The sequence below is a fragment of the Pseudomonas sp. 1176_21 genome, assembly GCF_052850635.1.
In genome coordinates, this window is the sequence record NZ_VXCV01000001.1 from 772,208 (window position 1) to 788,941 (window position 16,734).

12 protein-coding genes are annotated in these 16,734 nt (G+C 67.9%); 1 reads left to right on the top strand and 11 read right to left on the bottom strand.

Translation table 11 applies throughout. The features are described 5' to 3' along the window. Positions 1–7 precede the first annotated feature (7 nt). Positions 8–1,108, top strand: coding sequence for a sigma-54 interaction domain-containing protein (locus tag FW760_RS03655; protein WP_043862771.1), 1,101 nt, complete (start codon positions 8–10; stop codon positions 1,106–1,108). On the opposite strand, the gene FW760_RS03660 is transcribed toward FW760_RS03655, so the two are convergent. Genes FW760_RS03660 through FW760_RS03710 form a run of 11 tightly spaced genes read right to left on the bottom strand, consistent with a single transcriptional unit; the run spans position 1,109 to position 16,638 of the window. Further along, the gene (locus FW760_RS03660) at positions 1,109–2,518 is read right to left on the bottom strand and encodes an MFS transporter (protein ID WP_043862770.1); all 1,410 of its coding nucleotides are present in this window, start codon (positions 2,516–2,518) and stop codon (positions 1,109–1,111) included. 6 nt (positions 2,519–2,524) lie between these two features. Further along, a complete protein-coding gene (locus FW760_RS03665; protein WP_043862769.1) occupies positions 2,525–3,745 on the bottom strand; it encodes an acyl-CoA dehydrogenase family protein in 1,221 nt (406 codons plus the stop codon). Positions 3,746–3,773: 28 nt separating this feature from the next. After that, complete coding sequence (locus tag FW760_RS03670) at positions 3,774–5,612, bottom strand: ABC transporter ATP-binding protein (protein WP_446443597.1); 1,839 nt, start codon at positions 5,610–5,612, stop codon at positions 3,774–3,776. A gap of 3 nt (positions 5,613–5,615) precedes the next feature. Further along, positions 5,616–7,265 (bottom strand): dipeptide ABC transporter ATP-binding protein, encoded by a 1,650-nt coding sequence (locus FW760_RS03675; protein ID WP_058540182.1) that lies wholly within the window; start codon positions 7,263–7,265, stop codon positions 5,616–5,618. Next, the gene (locus tag FW760_RS03680) at positions 7,262–8,152 is read right to left on the bottom strand and encodes an ABC transporter permease (protein WP_063611979.1); all 891 of its coding nucleotides are present in this window, start codon (positions 8,150–8,152) and stop codon (positions 7,262–7,264) included. Before FW760_RS03680 ends, FW760_RS03675 begins: the two co-directional genes overlap by 4 nt. A 29-nt stretch (positions 8,153–8,181) precedes the next feature. Beyond that, a complete protein-coding gene (locus FW760_RS03685; RefSeq protein ID WP_100632764.1) occupies positions 8,182–9,234 on the bottom strand; it encodes an NADP(H)-dependent aldo-keto reductase in 1,053 nt (350 codons plus the stop codon). A 22-nt stretch (positions 9,235–9,256) separates the two neighbouring features. Next, positions 9,257–10,600: an LLM class flavin-dependent oxidoreductase gene (locus FW760_RS03690; protein ID WP_054914522.1), complete on the bottom strand. Its 1,344-nt coding sequence runs from the start codon at positions 10,598–10,600 to the stop codon at positions 9,257–9,259. A 25-nt stretch (positions 10,601–10,625) separates the two neighbouring features. Beyond that, positions 10,626–11,861, bottom strand: a complete 1,236-nt coding sequence (locus tag FW760_RS03695; RefSeq protein WP_104572449.1) for an acyl-CoA dehydrogenase family protein — start codon at positions 11,859–11,861, stop codon at positions 10,626–10,628. 25 nt (positions 11,862–11,886) lie between these two features. Continuing rightward, the gene (locus FW760_RS03700) at positions 11,887–12,819 is read right to left on the bottom strand and encodes an ABC transporter permease (RefSeq protein ID WP_054914524.1); all 933 of its coding nucleotides are present in this window, start codon (positions 12,817–12,819) and stop codon (positions 11,887–11,889) included. Beyond that, a complete protein-coding gene (locus FW760_RS03705; protein ID WP_116054012.1) occupies positions 12,816–14,531 on the bottom strand; it encodes an ABC transporter substrate-binding protein in 1,716 nt (571 codons plus the stop codon). Before FW760_RS03705 ends, FW760_RS03700 begins: the two co-directional genes overlap by 4 nt. A 55-nt stretch (positions 14,532–14,586) precedes the next feature. Next, positions 14,587–16,638, bottom strand: a complete 2,052-nt coding sequence (locus FW760_RS03710) for a TonB-dependent receptor family protein (RefSeq protein ID WP_446443598.1) — start codon at positions 16,636–16,638, stop codon at positions 14,587–14,589. Positions 16,639–16,734: the final 96 nt, after the last annotated feature.

Consider the following 16,734-nt stretch of genomic DNA (forward strand, 5'->3'; position numbering starts at 1 on the left):
GACTGCCATGCAATTGTTGACCCTACCGCCCTCGCCCGCGTTGGCCACCTCGATCCGCGCCACCGCGCAGGTGTTCGAAGACCCCAAGTCACGTGCGCTGCTGGCGCACCTGCAACAGGTGGCGCCCAGCGAAGCCAGCGTGCTGATCATCGGCGAGACCGGTACCGGCAAAGAGCTGGTGGCGCGCCACATTCACAACCTGAGCGGGCGACGTGACAAGCCGTTCGTGGCCGTCAACTGCGGCGCGTTTTCCGAATCGCTGGTCGAGGCCGAGCTGTTCGGCCACGAGAAAGGCGCCTTCACCGGCGCCCTGGCGGCCAAGGCCGGCTGGTTCGAAGAGGCCAACGGCGGCACCCTGTTCCTCGACGAGATCGGCGACCTGCCGATGCCGATCCAGGTCAAGCTGCTGCGCGTGCTGCAGGAGCGCGAAGTGGTGCGCCTGGGCTCGCGCAAGAGCATTCCCATCGATGTGCGGGTACTGGCCGCCACCAACGTGCAGCTGGAAAAGGCGATCAATGCCGGGCACTTTCGCGAAGACCTCTATTACCGTCTGGACGTGGTCAGCCTGGAGCTGGTGCCGCTGCGCGAACGCCCCGGCGACATCCTGCCGCTGACCCGCCACTTCATCGATGCCTACAGCCAGCGCCTGGGCTACGGCCAGGTGCGCCTGAGCGCCCAGGCCGAGCACAAGCTGCGCACCTACGGCTGGCCGGGCAACATCCGCGAGCTGGAAAACGTCATCCACCACACCCTGCTGATCTGCCGCGACGGCCTGATCGAGCACGACGACCTGCGCCTGTCGAACATGCGCATCGAACGCCAGGACGACAGCCCCAGCCAGGACGACTCGGCCCAGGCGCTGCTCGAAAGGGCCTTCCAGAAACTCTTCGAGGAACAGGCCGGCGCGTTGCACGAACAGGTCGAGGACGCGCTGTTGCGCGCGGCCTACCGCTTCAGCCACTACAACCAGGTGCACACCGCCAACCTGCTGGGCCTGACCCGCAATGTCACGCGTACCCGCCTGATCAAGATCGGCGAACTGGCGGTCAATCGCCGCCGGCCCACTGGCGCCACCCAGGGCGAGCGGGTGCTCAACCTGTCGATCTGATCAGCCACGCGCGGCATACACCGCATTGCCGGCGTCCGCTGCCAGGCGCCGGAACACCAGTGCCGAGGCCATGCACGCCAGCCCGCACAGCAGCATCACCCAGGCCACGTCGCTGGTGACGGGGGTGGCGTGCCCGCGCAGGTTCATCAGCACCCCCAGTAGCGAGGCGGCCAGCCCCACCGACAGGCTCATGCTCAACTGCACCGTCATCGCCGACAGGCTGCTGGCCCGGCTGCTCAGCGCCGCCGGTACATCCGCATAGGTCAGCGCGCCCAGGGTGCTGAACTGCAGCGAACGGATCACTGCGCTGGCGAACAGCATCAGCACGATCACCCAGTACGGCGTATCGCTGGTAAAGCTGGCACAGGCCCCCAGGGTCAGCCCGGTGAGCAGCGCATTGCCGGTGAGCGTGCGACGGATGCCGAAGCGGCGCACCACGCGCACTGCCAGCAGCTTCATCAGAAACGCCCCCGCGCCACCCGCCAGGGTCAGCAGCCCCGCATGCAGCGGGCTCAGGCCAAAGCACAGCTGAAACATCAGCACCAGCAGGAACGGGCCCGACGAGGTACCCAGGCGCAGCAGGTTGCCGCCCCAGAAGCTGATGCGGTAGCTGGGAATGCGCAGCAGCGACAAGTCCAGCAGCGGTTCGGCGCAGCGCCGTGCATGGCGGATGTACCACGCGCCGCACAGCAGCCCCGCCCCGATCATCACCGCCACCCACGCTCGCGGCAGCAGGCCGTGGCCCAGCGCCTCGAAACCGAACACCAGCGCCCCCAGCGCGGTGCCGCTGAGCAGCAGCCCGCGCACATCCAGCGCCCGCGCACGAACCCCGGGATAATGCGGTACATGGCGCAGCACCAGCACGATGCCCACCAGGCCGATGGGCAGGTTGATCAGGAAGATCCAGTGCCACGACACGAACGTCACCATCAGCCCGCCCAGCGGCGGCCCGATCATGGGCCCGATCAGCGCCGGAATGGTCAGGTACGACAGGTTGCGCATCAGGTCTTCGCGCGGCGACCAGCGCAGCAGGATCACCTGCCCCACCGGCACCATCATCGCCCCCGCCGCGCCCTGCAGCATGCGCGCCAGGCACAGCTGCAACAGCGAGGTGGATGCCGCGCAGGCCAGCGACGACACGATGAACAGCACGATCGCCACCACGAACAGCCGTCGTGGGCCGAAGCGGTCGGCGGCCCAGCCACTGACCGGCACGCACAGCGCGGCGGCCAGCATGTACAGCGACACCACCAGGTTCATGCGCACGCTCGGCGCGCCGAAGTCGCTGGCCATCTGCGGCAAGGCCGTCATCACCACGGTGGAGTCGATCAGTTCCATGCACAGCGCGCAGCCGATGATCATCGGCACCTTGCGCGAAACCGGCCGCAAGGCCGGCAGGGGTTCGGCCATGGTCACTCAGAACAGCCCCGAGGTCGGCGGCGGCGTGCCCTTGAGGTACCAGGTGCCGACCGCCGAGGCCTTCCAGTGGCGCGGGTTGTGGTTGGCCACCGTACGCGCGTTGCGCCAGTGCCGGTCGAGGTTGTGGCTGCGCCCTGTGGTGGACGCACCGCCCACATCGAACAGCAGCTCGGCGGCCCGCAGCGCCGATTCGGCGGCAATGTACTGGGCCTGGGCCACGTCGATGGCGGCCTGATCCACCGCCTGCGGGTCCAGTTGCAGGGCCCAGGCGCGGTCGATCACCGCTGCAGCCTTGAGCACCACCGCTTCGGCGGTGAAGGCGCGCGCGGCCACTTCGCCCACGCTCAGTTGCACATAGGGGTCGTCCACCGACTGGCTGGCGCTGCTGTGCTTGATCGGTCGCGCATGCTCGCGGGCAAAGCGCACTGCATCCTCCTGGGCATTGCGCGCGATGCCGGCCTCCACGGTGGCGAGGAACAACTGCAGAAACGGGGTGACGATGGTGCGCTTGCCCTCCTCCACGGTGCGCGGACGAATCTCGCTGGCCAGCACCTGCACATCGTTCAGGCGCGTGGTGCCACTGGCGGTCAGGCGCTGGCCCATGGCGTCGAAGTCGTCCACCAGCTCCAGGCCCAGGCGATCGCGCGGCAGCACGAACGACACCGGCCTGTCCTGTTCGTCCAGCGCCACGGCGCTGACCCAGTCGGCGTACAGCGCGCCCGTGCTGTAGTACTTGCTGCCGCTGACGCGAAAGTGCTCGCCATCGGGCACGATGCGTGCGCTGATCGCGCCATTGGCGCCGCCCACCTCCCAGCCTGCGTTGCCCAGCACGGCGCCGTCCAGGTAGCGCGCGAACCAGCGCTGGCGTTCCTGCTCTGCACCGCTATGGTCGGCGGCCAGCAGCCCTTCGACGAAGGCAAAGCCCGGGCGCAGGGCCTGGGCCACATTGGAGTCCACCGAGGCCACCCGCAGCAGCAGGCCGATCACGTCGCTCACCGAGCCGCCGGGGCCACCGTAGGCGAGCGGGATGCGCACGGTATAGAGCCCTGCGGCGGCCAGCTGGCGTATGGCGTCATACGGCAGCTGGCGCTCACGTTCACGCTCGGCTGCACCGGCCGCAATCTCGGGAAGCAAGGCATCCAGGCGTTGATGCAGGTGCGCAACGCTGGTCAGTGCGTGTTGGGGGGCGTGTTTGGGGACTTCGGACAAATGCGGCATGGGCGCCTCCTTGGGCGTTTGAAAACTCTCAGGCAGATTCGGTAGCGGGTGTTTCGTCGAACTGGCCAGCGGCCTGGCGACTCCACAACCGGTGGTACTGGCCGCGCTGGCGCAGCAGTTGTGCATGGTTGCCGTCCTCGATCAGGCGGCCCTTGTCGAACACCAGGATGCGGTCCAGGTGCGCCACCGTGGACAAACGGTGCGCGACCACCAGCACGGTCTTGCCGTGCATGATTTCGTCGAGTTTTTCCTGGATGAAACGCTCGGTGAGCGAGTCCAGGCTGGAGGTGGCTTCGTCCATCACCAGAATCGGGGCGTTCTTGAGCAGCACCCGGGCAATCGCGATGCGCTGGCGCTGGCCACCCGACAACTTGACCCCGCGCTCGCCCACCAGCGAGTCGTAGCCGTGTTCCATGCTGTCGATGAAGTCGTCGGCGCCGGCGCGGCGGCTGGCATGCACCACGTCCTCGAAGCTGGCCTCCAGGCGCCCGTAGTGGATGTTCTCGCCGATGCTGCGGTGGAACAGGCCAGGTTCCTGGGGGATCAGGCCGATCTGCTGGTGCAGCGAATGCTGGGTCACTTCGCGCACATCGCGTCCATCCACCAGCACCTGGCCGCTGTTGACGTCGTACAGGCGCAGCAGCAGGTTGAGCAGGCTCGACTTGCCCGAGCCCGAGGTGCCCACCAGGCCCACGGTCTGCCCCGCCGGGATCACCAGATTCAGGTGCTGGAAGATCGGCTTGTCGGGCGCATAGCCGAAGCTCACGTCGCGAAACTCGATGTCGCCGCGCACCGGCGGCAGCGCCCGTGCGCCGGGGTGGTCCACCACCTCGTGGGGCCGCACCAGGGTGCGCACGCCGTTGGCGATGTTGCCGGTGGCCTCGAAGAACTCCAGAAAGCGCCGCGACAGGTTGCTCACGTCATTGATGATCAGCAGCGACAGGCTGGTGGCCATGACGAAGGTGGCGATGTCGATGCGCCCCACGTACCACTGCTGCAGCGCAAGCCCCAGCATGCCCAGCTTGAGGGCCACGCCGCCGGCCGACTGGAACCAGCGGATCTTCTCCATGTACCAGAACGAGCGGTAGGCCGCGTCCACCTCGCGGTCAAGGTAGTGCCCCAGGTAGCCGTGCTCGAAAGGCTGGCGGGCGAACAGGCGGATGTTGGTGAGGTTGCTCACCGCGTCCACCACCTTGCCGTTGCTGGTGCTGCGCGCCGCCGAATACTGCTGCGCCAGCGGGTGGCTGCGCCGCGCCAGAACATAGCAAACGCCAATGAACAGCAGCGACCAGCCGAGCATGAACGCGGCCAGCAGGCCCGAGGCGCTCCACAGCAAGGCGGTGGCCAGGCTCAGGGTCAGCGCCAGGCCGAGCATATCGAACAGCAGGATGCCCAGGGTCTGGTTGACCCCCAGCGCCACCTCGGCGATGCGGTGCGCCAGCGCCCCGGCGAACTCGCTGCTGACAAAGCGCTGGGAATGGCGTTGCAGGTAGGCGAACAAGGCATGGGTCACGGTTCGCCGCTGCAGCGGCAGCACCTTGATGTGGCAGGCGGCGGCGCTGCGGGCGCTCAGCAGTTCCAGCACCAGCAGCGTGCCGAACAGGCTCAGGGGCGCCGCCAGCCCCGGCAGCGCGGCATGCACCGAGGCGGCCTCGGTCACCTGCCGGGTGATCAGGCCCAGCGCCCAGGGGATCAGCACCGCGCTGACCACGGCGATGCACTGCAACAGCAGGATGCTTGAGTACCAGACCTTGTAATTGCCGATGCACAGGCGCACGAAGGCCAGCGGCGTGTCCGGCAGGTGGTCGATCTTCCAGTGGTGCAGCCGTCGTCGCGGCGTGTGGCGGGTCGAGAAATGCAGGCTCATGGTTCAGATCGCCAACTTGAGGAATTCGAACGAGGTACGACGGCCGCTTTCCAGGTGCGGAATGGCCTCCAGCAAGGCCAGGGTGTAGGGATGCTGCGGGTGGTCGAACACGTCGCGCACCGCCCCGCTCTCCACCGCCACGCCGTCCTTCATCACCAGCACCTCGTCGCTGACCTGGTTGATCACCCCCAGGTCGTGGGAGATGAACAGGCACGCCAGGCCCAGGCGCTGCTTGAGGTCGTCGAGCAGTTCGAGGATCTGCGCCTGTACCGACACGTCCAGCGCCGACACCGGCTCGTCGCACACCAGAATCTGCGGCCCGGCGGCCAGCGCACGGGCAATCGCGATGCGCTGGCGCTGCCCGCCCGACAGCTCGATGGGGCGCCGGTCGAGCAGCGCCGCGTCCAGGCGTACCAGGCCCAGCAGTTCTTCGGCTCGCCTGCGCCAGTCGGCGCGCTTGTGCCCGGCCACCTCCAGCGCCTCGAACAGCACGCGCTGCACGTTGTAGCGTGGGTCGAAGGAGCTCAGCGGGTCCTGGAACACCACCTGGATGCTGCGCCGCAACTGACGCTTGTGCGCCTCGGAAAGCTTCAGCCAGGGCTGGCCCTTGATCTGGATATCGCCGCTGTCGGGGGTTTCCAGGCCCAGGATCATGCGCGTCAGGGTGGTCTTGCCCGAGCCCGACTCGCCGACGATGCCCAGGGTCTTGCCGCGGCGCAGTTGCAGCGACACCTGGTTGACCACGGTGCGCATCTGCCCGTCCGGGCCCTTGAACGCCTTGCTCAGCTGGCGCACCTGCAACAGCGGTGGCTCCTGGGTCGGCGCCACGATGGCCAACGGCGTTCGTGCTGCCCCCGGCGTGCGCCGAAAGTGCACCGCCCGGCCGGCACGCAGCAGAAACTGCGTGTAGGGGTGCTGCGGGTCGTGCAGCACCGCCTCGACGCTGCCCTGCTCGACGATCACGCCGTTGTGCATCACCGCCACGCGGTTGGCCAGGCGCGACACCACCGCCAGGTCGTGGCTCACGATCAGCATCGCGGTGTTCTCGCCGCGCAGCGATTCGAGCAGGCTCAGCACCTGCGCCTGTACCGTGGCGTCCAGCGCGGTGGTCGGCTCGTCGGCAATCAACAGGCGCGGGTTGCAGGCGATGGCCGAGGCGATCAGCGCCCGTTGGCGCAGCCCGCCGGACAGTTGATACGGGTACTGGCGGGCGCGCAGTTCCGGCTGCGGCACGCCGACGGCGCGCAGCAGCTCGATCACCCTGGCCTGGCGCTGCGCGCGGTCGAGCCCGGTATGCAGCTGCAGCGGCTCGGCGATCTCCTTGCCCACCGGGCGCAAGGGGTCCAGCGCGCCCAGGGCATCCTGCATCACGAAGCCGATCTGCGCGCCGCGCACCTGGCGCCAGGTGCGCTCGTCGAACTCGCGCAGGTCGTGCCCGGCAAAGTCCAGGCGGCTGGCCTGCACCTGGGCATGGGCGCCGGTCAGCCCGGCCAGCGTGCGTGAGGTGACACTCTTGCCCGACCCCGACTCGCCCACCAGCGCCAGGCACTCGCCCTGGTGCAGCTGGAAGCTGATGCCCTTGAGGGTGGGCACGGCCTGGGCGCCAAAGCGCACGTGCAGGTCCTGTACATCGATAAGCGGTGCGCGACTCATGGGCGTTTACCTTCGCTGCGGCGCAGCAGTTCGCGGCCGATCGTACTGATCGAGACCACGGTCAATGTGATTGCCAGGGCGGGCCAGGCCACCAGCCACCAGGCGTTGGCCAGGTAGTTGCGGCCCACGGCAAGCATGCCGCCCCACTCCGGCTCCGGCGGCGGCGCGCCAAAGCCCAGAAAGCTCAGGGCCGCGCCCGAGACGATGTTGCCGCCGATGCCGATGGTGGCCAGGATCAGGATCGGCTTGATGGCATTGGGCAGTACATGGCGCAGGATCACCGCGTGCCGGCCCAGGCCCAGTGTGGTGGCGGCCTCGACGTAGCCGGCACCGCGCACTACCAGGGCCTGTGCGCGCACCAGGCGTGCATAGCGCGGCACGCTGGCGATGCCCACGGCAATGATGGTGTTCAACTGGCCCTGGCCGAAGAAGGTGATGATCACCAGGGCCAGCAGCAGGTCGGGGAATGCCAGCAGCACATCCACCCCGCGCATCACCGCACCGTCCAGCCAGCGCGGGCCGAGCCCCGCCGCCAGGCCGAACAGGGTGCCCAGCAGCAGGCCGATGGCGGTGGCCGACAGGCCCAGCACCAGCGACGGGCGCACCGCGTACACCAGCCGGGTGAGGATGTCGCGGCCGTTTTCGTCGGTACCCAGCCAGTACAGGCTGTCGGGGGCACGAAACGCCTGGCGCGCACTGGCCTCCAGCGGGTCGCCCGCCACCAGCCAGTGCGGCTGGATGGCCGCAATCACCAGCAGCAGCACGAACAGCCCGGCCAGCACCAGGCCCGGGCGGATGGCCCAGCGCCGCACCTTGCGCCGCCGGGCCACGAACAGCGGCTCGGCGGCAATCAGGCCGACGCTCGCGCTTTGATTGATGGGCGCCATGGGCACCTCCACAGGCTAGGGGTTGCGGCTCAGGGCGCCGGGTTCGGGGTGTGCGCGTGGATCTGCTCGATGCGCGCCAGGGTCTCGCCGCTCAGTTGCAGCTCAAGCGCGCCGATGTTCTCGCGCAGTTGCGCCAGGCTCGTCTGCCCGGTCAGGGCGCTGCTGACGAACGGCTTGCCGATCACCGCAGCCAGGGCCAGTTGCGCGGGGCTCACGTCCAGCTCGCGGGCCAGTGCCACGTAGGCGGCAATGGCCTGCTGCGCCGACGCGCTGTCGTAGCGGTTGAAGGTGCGGTACACCGACGACAGGCGCGAACCTTCGGGCCGTGCGCCGCCCAGGTACTTGCCGGTGAGCGCGCCGAAGGCCAGCGGCGAATAGGCCAGCAGGCCCACCCCTTCGCGGTGGCTGAATTCCGACAGGCCGCCTTCGTACAGGCGGTTGAGCAGGCTGTAGGGGTTCTGGATGCTGACGATGCGCGGCAGCCCCAGCACCTCGGCCTGGCGCAGGAACTGCCCTACCCCCCACGGGGTTTCGTTGGACACGCCGATATGGCGGACCTTGCCCGCCTGCACCTGCTCGGCCAGCACCTGCAGGGTTTCGCCGATGGCAATGGCCTGCGGGTCGTCGACATACGGGTACTCGCGCTGGCCGAAGAAGTTGGTGCTGCGGTCGGGCCAGTGCAGCTGGTACAGGTCCAGGTGGTCGGTCTGCAGGCGCTTGAGGCTGCCGTCCAGCGCGGCGACGATGTTGGCGCGGTCGTGGCGGCTGAGGCCATCGCGGATATGCGTGCCGCTGCCGGGGTTGCGCGAGGGGCCGACGATCTTGCTGGCCAGCACGATATCGCTGCGCCGGCCGGTCCGGGCCAGCCAGGTGCCGATGAAGCGCTCGGTGCTGCCCCAGGTGTCGGCATGGGTCGGGGTCGGGTACATCTCGGCGGTGTCGACCAGGTTGACACCGTGGTCCAGCGCCAGGTCCAGCTGCTGGTGGGCGTCCTGCTCGCTGTTCTGGTGGCCCCATGTCATGGTGCCCAGGCCGATGACGCTGACCTTGATGTCGCTGTTGCCCAGTGTGCGGTAGTTCATGGGGTGTGCCTCGCTAATCGGTTCAGACGGCCTCTGCCGCACGTTGGTACTGGCTGGCCGGGTACGGCAGGCCCAGGTGGTCGCGCAGGGTGCTGCCGGTGTATTCACGGCGGAACACCCCGCGCTGCTGCAGCAGCGGCACCACCTGGTCGACGAACACCTCGACCCCCGAGGGGAACATGTCGGGCATGATGTTGAAGCCATCGGCGGCGCCGGCGCGGAACCAGTGCTCCAGGGTGTCGGCGACCTGTTCCGGGGTGCCCACCAGCAGGCGGTGGCCCACCAGGATGCGCCGCGACAGTTCGCGGATGGTCAGGTTCTCGCGCCGTGCCAGGTTCAACTGGGCTTCGAGAAAACCGTGCGAGCCGCGCTCGAATTCGCTGACCGGGCCAATACGCTCCCACGGCAGCGGCGCGTCCAGGTCCAGTTCGTCGGGGGGCAGGCCGATGCGAAACGCCAGTTGCTGCACCAGCCCCGCCTCGCCGCTGTAGGCGTTCAGTTCATCGAAGCGCGCACGGGCTTCGGCCTCGGTGCTGGCGATCACGGTGGACAGCCCCGGCATGATCTTCAGGTGGTCGGGGTTGCGGCCCCACTGGCGTGCGCGCTGTTTCATCTCCTGATAGAACGCCTGGCCGTCGGGCAAGGTGGTCTGGGTGGTGAAGATCGCGTCGGCATAGCGCGAGCCCAGGGCCTTGCCGCCCTCGGACGAGCCGGCCTGTACCAGCACCGGCCGGCCTTGCGGCGAGCGCGGCAGGTTGAGCGGCCCCTTGACCGAAAAATGCTCGCCCACGAAATCGATGCTGTGCACCTTGTGCGGGTCGGCGAACTGGCCGCTGGCGGCGTTGCCGATGATCGCGTCGTCCTCCCAGCTGTCCCACAGCTTGAGGGTCACGTCGATGAACTCGTCGGCCCGCGCATAGCGGTCCACATGGCGCGGCGCACCGGCCAGGCCGAAGTTCTGCGCGGCGGCGTCGCCGGCGTTGGTCACCACGTTCCAGGCCGCCCGGCCGCCACTGATGTGGTCCAGCGAGCTGAAGCGCCGCGCCAGGTTGAACGGGTCGTTGTAGCTGCTGGACGCGGTGGCGATCACCCCGATGTGCCGGGTGGCCAGGGCCACGGCCGTCAGCAGCACGGTCGGTTCCAGGCGCCCGGCCGGGTGCTGGGCGATGTCGCCCGCCAGCGCCGGGCCGTCGGCGAGGAAGATCGCGTCCAGGCACCCCCGCTCGGAAATGCGCGCGATGTTGCGGTAGTACTCGACGTCGAGGTAGGCGTTGGCCGGTACTTCGGCCTTGCGCCAGGCGCTGGCATGCGCGCCGAAGCCGAGGATGTTCATGCCGATGCTCATCTGTCTTGCGGTCTGGCTCATGGCTGCTGCTCCTGAATGAAGGCGGTTACACCGCGCTGGCTTCGTCGCGCACGGTGGTGCCGTCCTGGGCATGCAGCGCACGCCAGGCAGCACCGGGGCTGACGCCGTTGAGGTAGTAGTTGCCCAGCGCGCGCTCGCGGTAGATCGCCGGGTTGTGCGAGGCCAGGGTGCGCGCATTGCGCCAGTGCCGGTCCAGGCGCCGGGCCTGGCTGGTGGCCGACGCGCCGCCCACCTCGAACAGCAGGGTGGTGACTTCCAGCACCTGCTCCAGCACGATCTGCTGGGCCTGGAAGGTGCGGATATCGGCCTCGACATAGTCGGCTTCCTGGGCGCTGTCGTTCAGCTCGGCCTGGTGTACCCGCTCGAGTACCTCGGCGGCAGCCAGCACCAGGGTTTCGCTGGCATAGGCCAGGCTCGACAGGCGTCCGATCACCCGCTGCACCAGCGGGTCGTCCTTGGGGCTGGACTGGCCCGGCACGCCGAAGGCGCGGGTGCGGCCCTGGACGAAGGCGGTGGCATCGCGCAGCGCGGCGCGGGCGATGCCGGCCAGGGTGGCGAGGTGGAACAGCTGGTAGAACGCCGAGATGTACGACTCGGCGCGCAGCTCGCCGGGCTTGAAGCGGCGCAGCACATGCTGCTCGGGCACCGCCACCTGCTCGAAGCGTGTGGTGCCGCTGCCGCTCAGGCGCTGGCCGAAACCGTCCCAGTCGTCTTCACGGGTCACGCCGGGGGCGTCCACTGCCACCACCACGCTGACGAAATCCTTGTCGTGCATGGCCACGGCCGCCACCCAGTCGGCGTAGATAGTGCCGGTGCAGTAGTACTTCTCGCCGTTCAGGCGCCAGCCCTCCTCGGCGGCCTCCAGGCTGACCGAGTTGGTGCTGCTGTCGCTGCGCTCGGCCATTGCCGCGCCCCACAGCTGCCCGGCCACCACCTTGGCGAACCAGTAGTCCTGGGACGCCGGTTCGCGGGCCGACAGCCGCCCTTCGACGAAACCGAAGTGCGCGCGTACGATCTGCGGCAGGTTGGAGTCGGCCTCGGCCAGGTCGATCAGCAGGCCAAACAGCACCGGCAGGCTGATGCCGCCCCCCCCATGCGCCTGGGGCACGCGCAGCGCCGTGAAGCCGGCATCGCGCAGCAACGCCACGGCCTCGAAGGCCAGTTCGCGCTGCTGTTCTCGCGCCACCGCACCCTCGCCGATCTGTGCGAACAGCGGCTTGAAGCGCGCCTGCAGCGCAGTGTAGGAATTGGATTGGGTCATGACAGGTCCTTGCTTGGGGGTGGCATCACACGGCCTTGGCACGCGGGTCCACCCAGTGATTGATCAGGTCGACGAGAAAGTTCACGACCACGTAGATCGCCGCCGCCAGCAGGGTGATGCCCAGCAGCAGCGGCACGTCCTTGGATGTTGCGGCGTCGAGCATCAGCCGGCCGATGCCCTGGCGCGAGAACAGCAGCTCGATCACCACTGCACCGCCGAGCAGGCTGGCGAACACGAAGCCGGACAGGGTCACCAGCGACACCAGTGCATGGCGCAGCGCGTGTTTGAGGCGCACGCCGGTTTCGGACATGCCGCGGGCGCGCGCCATGGCGATGAAGGGTTGTTCGAGAATGTCTTCCAGTTCCTGGCGCAGTACCTGGCTGAGCACCGCCGCCACCGGCAAGGCCAGCGCCACGCTCGGCAGTATCAGCGCCTGCCAGCCGCTGGAGCCGGACGGCGGCAGCAGGTGCCAGCCGAATGCGAACACCAGCAGCAGGCCCAGGCCGATCACGAACGAGGGCGCCGACGACAGCACCAGCTCCGTGCCCGACACCAGCGAGCGCAGCCATGGCGCGCGATTGGCGGTGAGCACCGCGACCAGCACGGCCAGCAGCACCGCCAGTACCGCCGCGGCCAGCGACAGTTGCACGGTGGCGCCCAGTTGCCCGGCGATGATCTGCCCCACCGGGATGCGCAGGCGGTACGACTCGCCCAGGTCGCCCTGGGCCAGGCGCCCCAGGTAATGGCCGTACTGCACGATCAACGGCTGGTCCAGGCCGTATTCGGCGCGCACCTGGGCGATCAGCTCGGCACTGGGCATCGCCTCCGGCCCGCCGAGGATGGCCAGTGCCGGGTCGCCGGCGCTCAGGTTCAAGGCCAGGAAGGTCAGGGTCGCCGCGCCCCAGAGCACGCCGATGCCGGCCAGCAGCCGACGGAGTATCAGGCGCAGGGTGTTCATCGGGCCTCCTGGTCGAGCCATACGCTGGTGAAGAACGGGGTGTTGTGCGAGGTATCGAAGATCACGCCCTTGACCGCCTTGCGGTAGGCCACCAGCACATGGCTCTCGTACACCGGTACGGCCGGCACGGTTTCCACCAGGCGTTGCTGCGCGGTGCGGTACAGCGCGGCGAGTTCCACCGGGTCGGTGGAACGGCGCGCCGCCGACAGCGCCGCATCGAGGGCGTCATCGCGAAAACGCCCGGCGTTCTGGCCGATGAGCTTGGGCGTGCTGATCGCATTGCTGTGATAGAGGATGTACAGCCCGTCGGGGGTGTTGGTGTGCCAGTAGCCGCCGGCGATTGCCTGAAAGTTGCTGGCATAGCGACGCTCGGTGACCTGGGCCAGGGGAAGCAGATCGATGGCCAGCTCGAAACCGACCTTCTTTAGGTCGGCCTGGATGGCCACTGCCACGCTACCGGGGAAGGCGCCGGTCTCGTACATCAGCAGGCGCGCCGACAGGCGCTGGCCGTCCTTGACCCGGTAGCCCCTGGCGTCACGTTCGCTCCAGCCGGCCTGGTCGAGAATGCGGTTGGCCTCGGCCACGTCATAAGCCAGCACATCCTTGAACGCGGGGTCGTAGTAGCGGGTGTTGGCGGCCAGGAAATCGCCCTTGGGCTGGTACTCGCCAAAGCCGGTGATCCAGGCCAGGCCGTCGCGATCGATGGCCTTGGCCACGGCGCGGCGCACCTGCACGTCCTGGAACGGGAACTGCTCGACGTTGAAGGTCAGGCTGCGAAACGGGTTGGCCTTGCGGATGCGGCTGCTCATCTGCAGGTCGGGGTTGCTGCGAATGGCCCTGGCGTTCTGCGCCGGCGCGTCCACGGTGAAGTCCGACTGGCCGGACTCGAGCGCGCTGAAGCGGATCATCGGCTCGGGCACGATGCTCAGTTCCAGGCGGTCCAGGTAGGCCTCGCCGTTGTGCCGGGTCACCGGGGGCGCCCAGTTGTAGCCCTTGCGTTTGACAAAGGTGGCGCCCTGGTCGCGGGTGTAGCTTTCCAGCACGAAGGGCCCCGAACCGATGGCATGCTCGGCGATGGACTTGGGCGCCTCGAGGATCTGGCGCGGCGAGATCATGCTCAGCCAGGACTGCGCCAGCACGTCCAGGAACGGCGAATAGGGTTCGCGCAGGTGCGCCTCGAAGGTGTACTCGTCGACGATGCGCCCGTCCACGTAGGGCGCGATGTACGCGGCGGCCAGCGGCGACTTGGTGGCCGGGTCGCGCATGTGCTCCAGGTTGATCTGCACGGCGCGGGCGTTGAATTTCTCGCCGTCGCTGAAGGTCACGTCATCGCGCAGGTGGAAGGTGTAGGTCTTGCCGTCCGGCGAGATGTCCCACGACTTGGCCAGCCACGGCGAGATGTTGCCCTGCTCGTCCTGGTACAGCAGGCAGTCGAACAGGATGCGCCCCAGCCACTGCACGTTGCCGTGGGAAATCGAATGCACGTCCAGGGTGGTGGTGTCGGACGCCGTGGAAATGCGCAGCGTGCCGCCCGGCTTGCCCGGCGCGGCTTCGCGGTAGTCCTCGGCGGCGTAGCTCAGGCTGCCGTCGCGCAGCACGCCGTCGGCGCTCGATACGCTGTTGCGCGGCGCTTCGCTGGCCGGCTTGCAGGCGCCCAGCGCCACCACGCTGGCGAGTACGGCCAGGCGTGCGAGCCTTGTGATCAGGGTCATGTGCTTCCTCCGCCAGCACCGCGTGCAGGTGCACGTCGGCGCTGGCCGCGCTGGCTTAGAAGTTGTAGGTCACGCCGGTGAAGGCGCCGAAGCCGTCGCCCGGGTACAGCGACGCGACGTCCCTGCCCTGGGAGTTGTAGGTCGGCAGCACGGCGGTCACGTAGTCCTGGTCGGTGATGTTCTTCAGGTCCAGGTACACCTGCCAGGTCTTGCCCGGGTCGTCGTAACCCAGGCGCGCGCCCCACAGCGTGTAGGACGGCGCGTAGAAGCTGTTGGCGTAGTCCACCGACGTCTTGGAGGCGGTGCGCACGTTGACCCCGGCGTAGAAACCACTGGCCCACTGGTACTGCAGCTCGCCCTGATACACGTGCTTGGGCAGGCCCGGCAGTTCGTTCTTCTTGAACAGCGGGTCGTTCTCGTAGTGGAAGTCGTTGAGGGTGTAGGCCTGGCGCCAGGTCAGGCTGTCACCGTTGGCGCCTTCCCACAGGCGGGTGCTCAGGCCGGCCTCGATGCCCTGGTGGATGGTGGGCGTGGCATTGGAGGTGGACACCACCGCAGCAGAGGTGGCGGTGGCCGGCAGCACTTCGACGTTGAGCAGCTCGTTCTTGACCCAGGATTTGTAGAACGCCAGGCTGCCGTCGAAGATCCCCGACTTGCCCTTGATGCCGAACTCCACGGTGTTGGCCGCTTGCGGCACCAGTGGCTTGGCGTAGTTGCTGGTGACCCCGGAGCCGGAGCTGGACCAGGAGCTTGGCGGGTCGATAGTGCGGCTGGCGTTGGCGAACAGCTGCACGTCCGGGGCGATGTAGTAGCGCAGGCCGATACGCGGGGCCAGCTTCCACTCGTCGTACTTGTAGTGGCTGGGCAGGCCGCTGGTGTTGGGGCGGTCGCTGTAGGTGACGTTGATGTCACGCTTGATCTCGATCGCCGACACGCCGGTGGCCAGGTACAGGTTGTCGGTCAGGCCCAGGTCGTTGCCCAGGGTGAACACATGGTCGAACGAGCCGTCGTACTCGACCTGCTTCTGCAGAATGCCCAGGTCCTTGTCGCCCTTGTAGGTGCGTGCGCCGGAACGGATGTGCTGGGTGCTGCTCCAGCCCGCGGTGGTGGTGCTGGGCAGGCCGAACAGCTGGTCGGTGCGGCTGTACTTGAGCGAGTAGTTGATGTCGCGCCAGTCCCAGTAGTTGGGGTTGACGGTGCTCTTGCGGCTGAGGATCTGCGGGTAGTTGTGGTACACCAGCCCGGCTTCGAGGGTGGCATCGTCATCGAAGGTGTAGGTGGTCTTGCTGCCGACCCAGGTCGAGCCGCGCTTGGTGGAGTCGCCACGGGTGGCGTAGGTGGCGGCGTTGGTCTGTTTGGAGTTCTTTTTGAGCTGCGCCAGGGTCAGGGTGCCCGAGTTCCCGTGGTATTCCTCGCGGTAGCGGATGTACAGACGGGTTTCGAGCTTGGGGTTGAAGCGGTAGCCGAAGTTGCTGACCACCCCCTTGGCCTTGGTGAAGGTGAAGTCCTGGTAGCCGTCGCGGCGAGCGTTGTCGACGCTGACGTAGTAGTCGGCATTGCCGGCCACGCCGCCGGTGCTCAGGGTCTGCTTCTGCCAGCCGAAACTGCCGCCTTCGAGCTTGATGCGGTTGCCCGGTGCGGTCAGCCCGGAGTTGGTCACGAAGTTGATCGCGCCCCCCAGTGAAAGTGCGCCGTATTCGAAGGCGTTGGCACCGCGCAGTACTTCGGTGTAGTTCAGGCCCTGGGTATCCAGAAGTTCATAGGGCGTGCCACCGGCGCCGGTCAGTGCAAGGCCGTCGAAGAGAAACTTGGTGCCTTCGCGGAAATAGCCGGGCGAGGTATTGGCGCCGGAGCCGCGAATGGAAATCTTGATGGCATCGTTGCCACCGGCAGCTTGGGCGTAGACGCCGGGCTGGTACGCCAGGGTGTCTTCCAGGGTGGCCGAGCGGCCCTTCTCGACTTCAGCCTGGGTGACCAGGCTGGTACCGCCGGCGACCTCGTCGAGTTTGCTCTGCGCCGCCTGCACAGGGCTCTGTTTGGCGGCCTGCACGGTAACCGTACCCAGGCGCTTGTCGCCGCTGGTGTCGGTGTCGGCAGCCGAGGCCAACGGGATGAAGGTTAATAGTGCGCTGCTTACAGCGAACAGGGATGAATGTCGCAATACTGCCGAAGTTGCCCAATGCACGCGTTTCAAGGTCTTGCT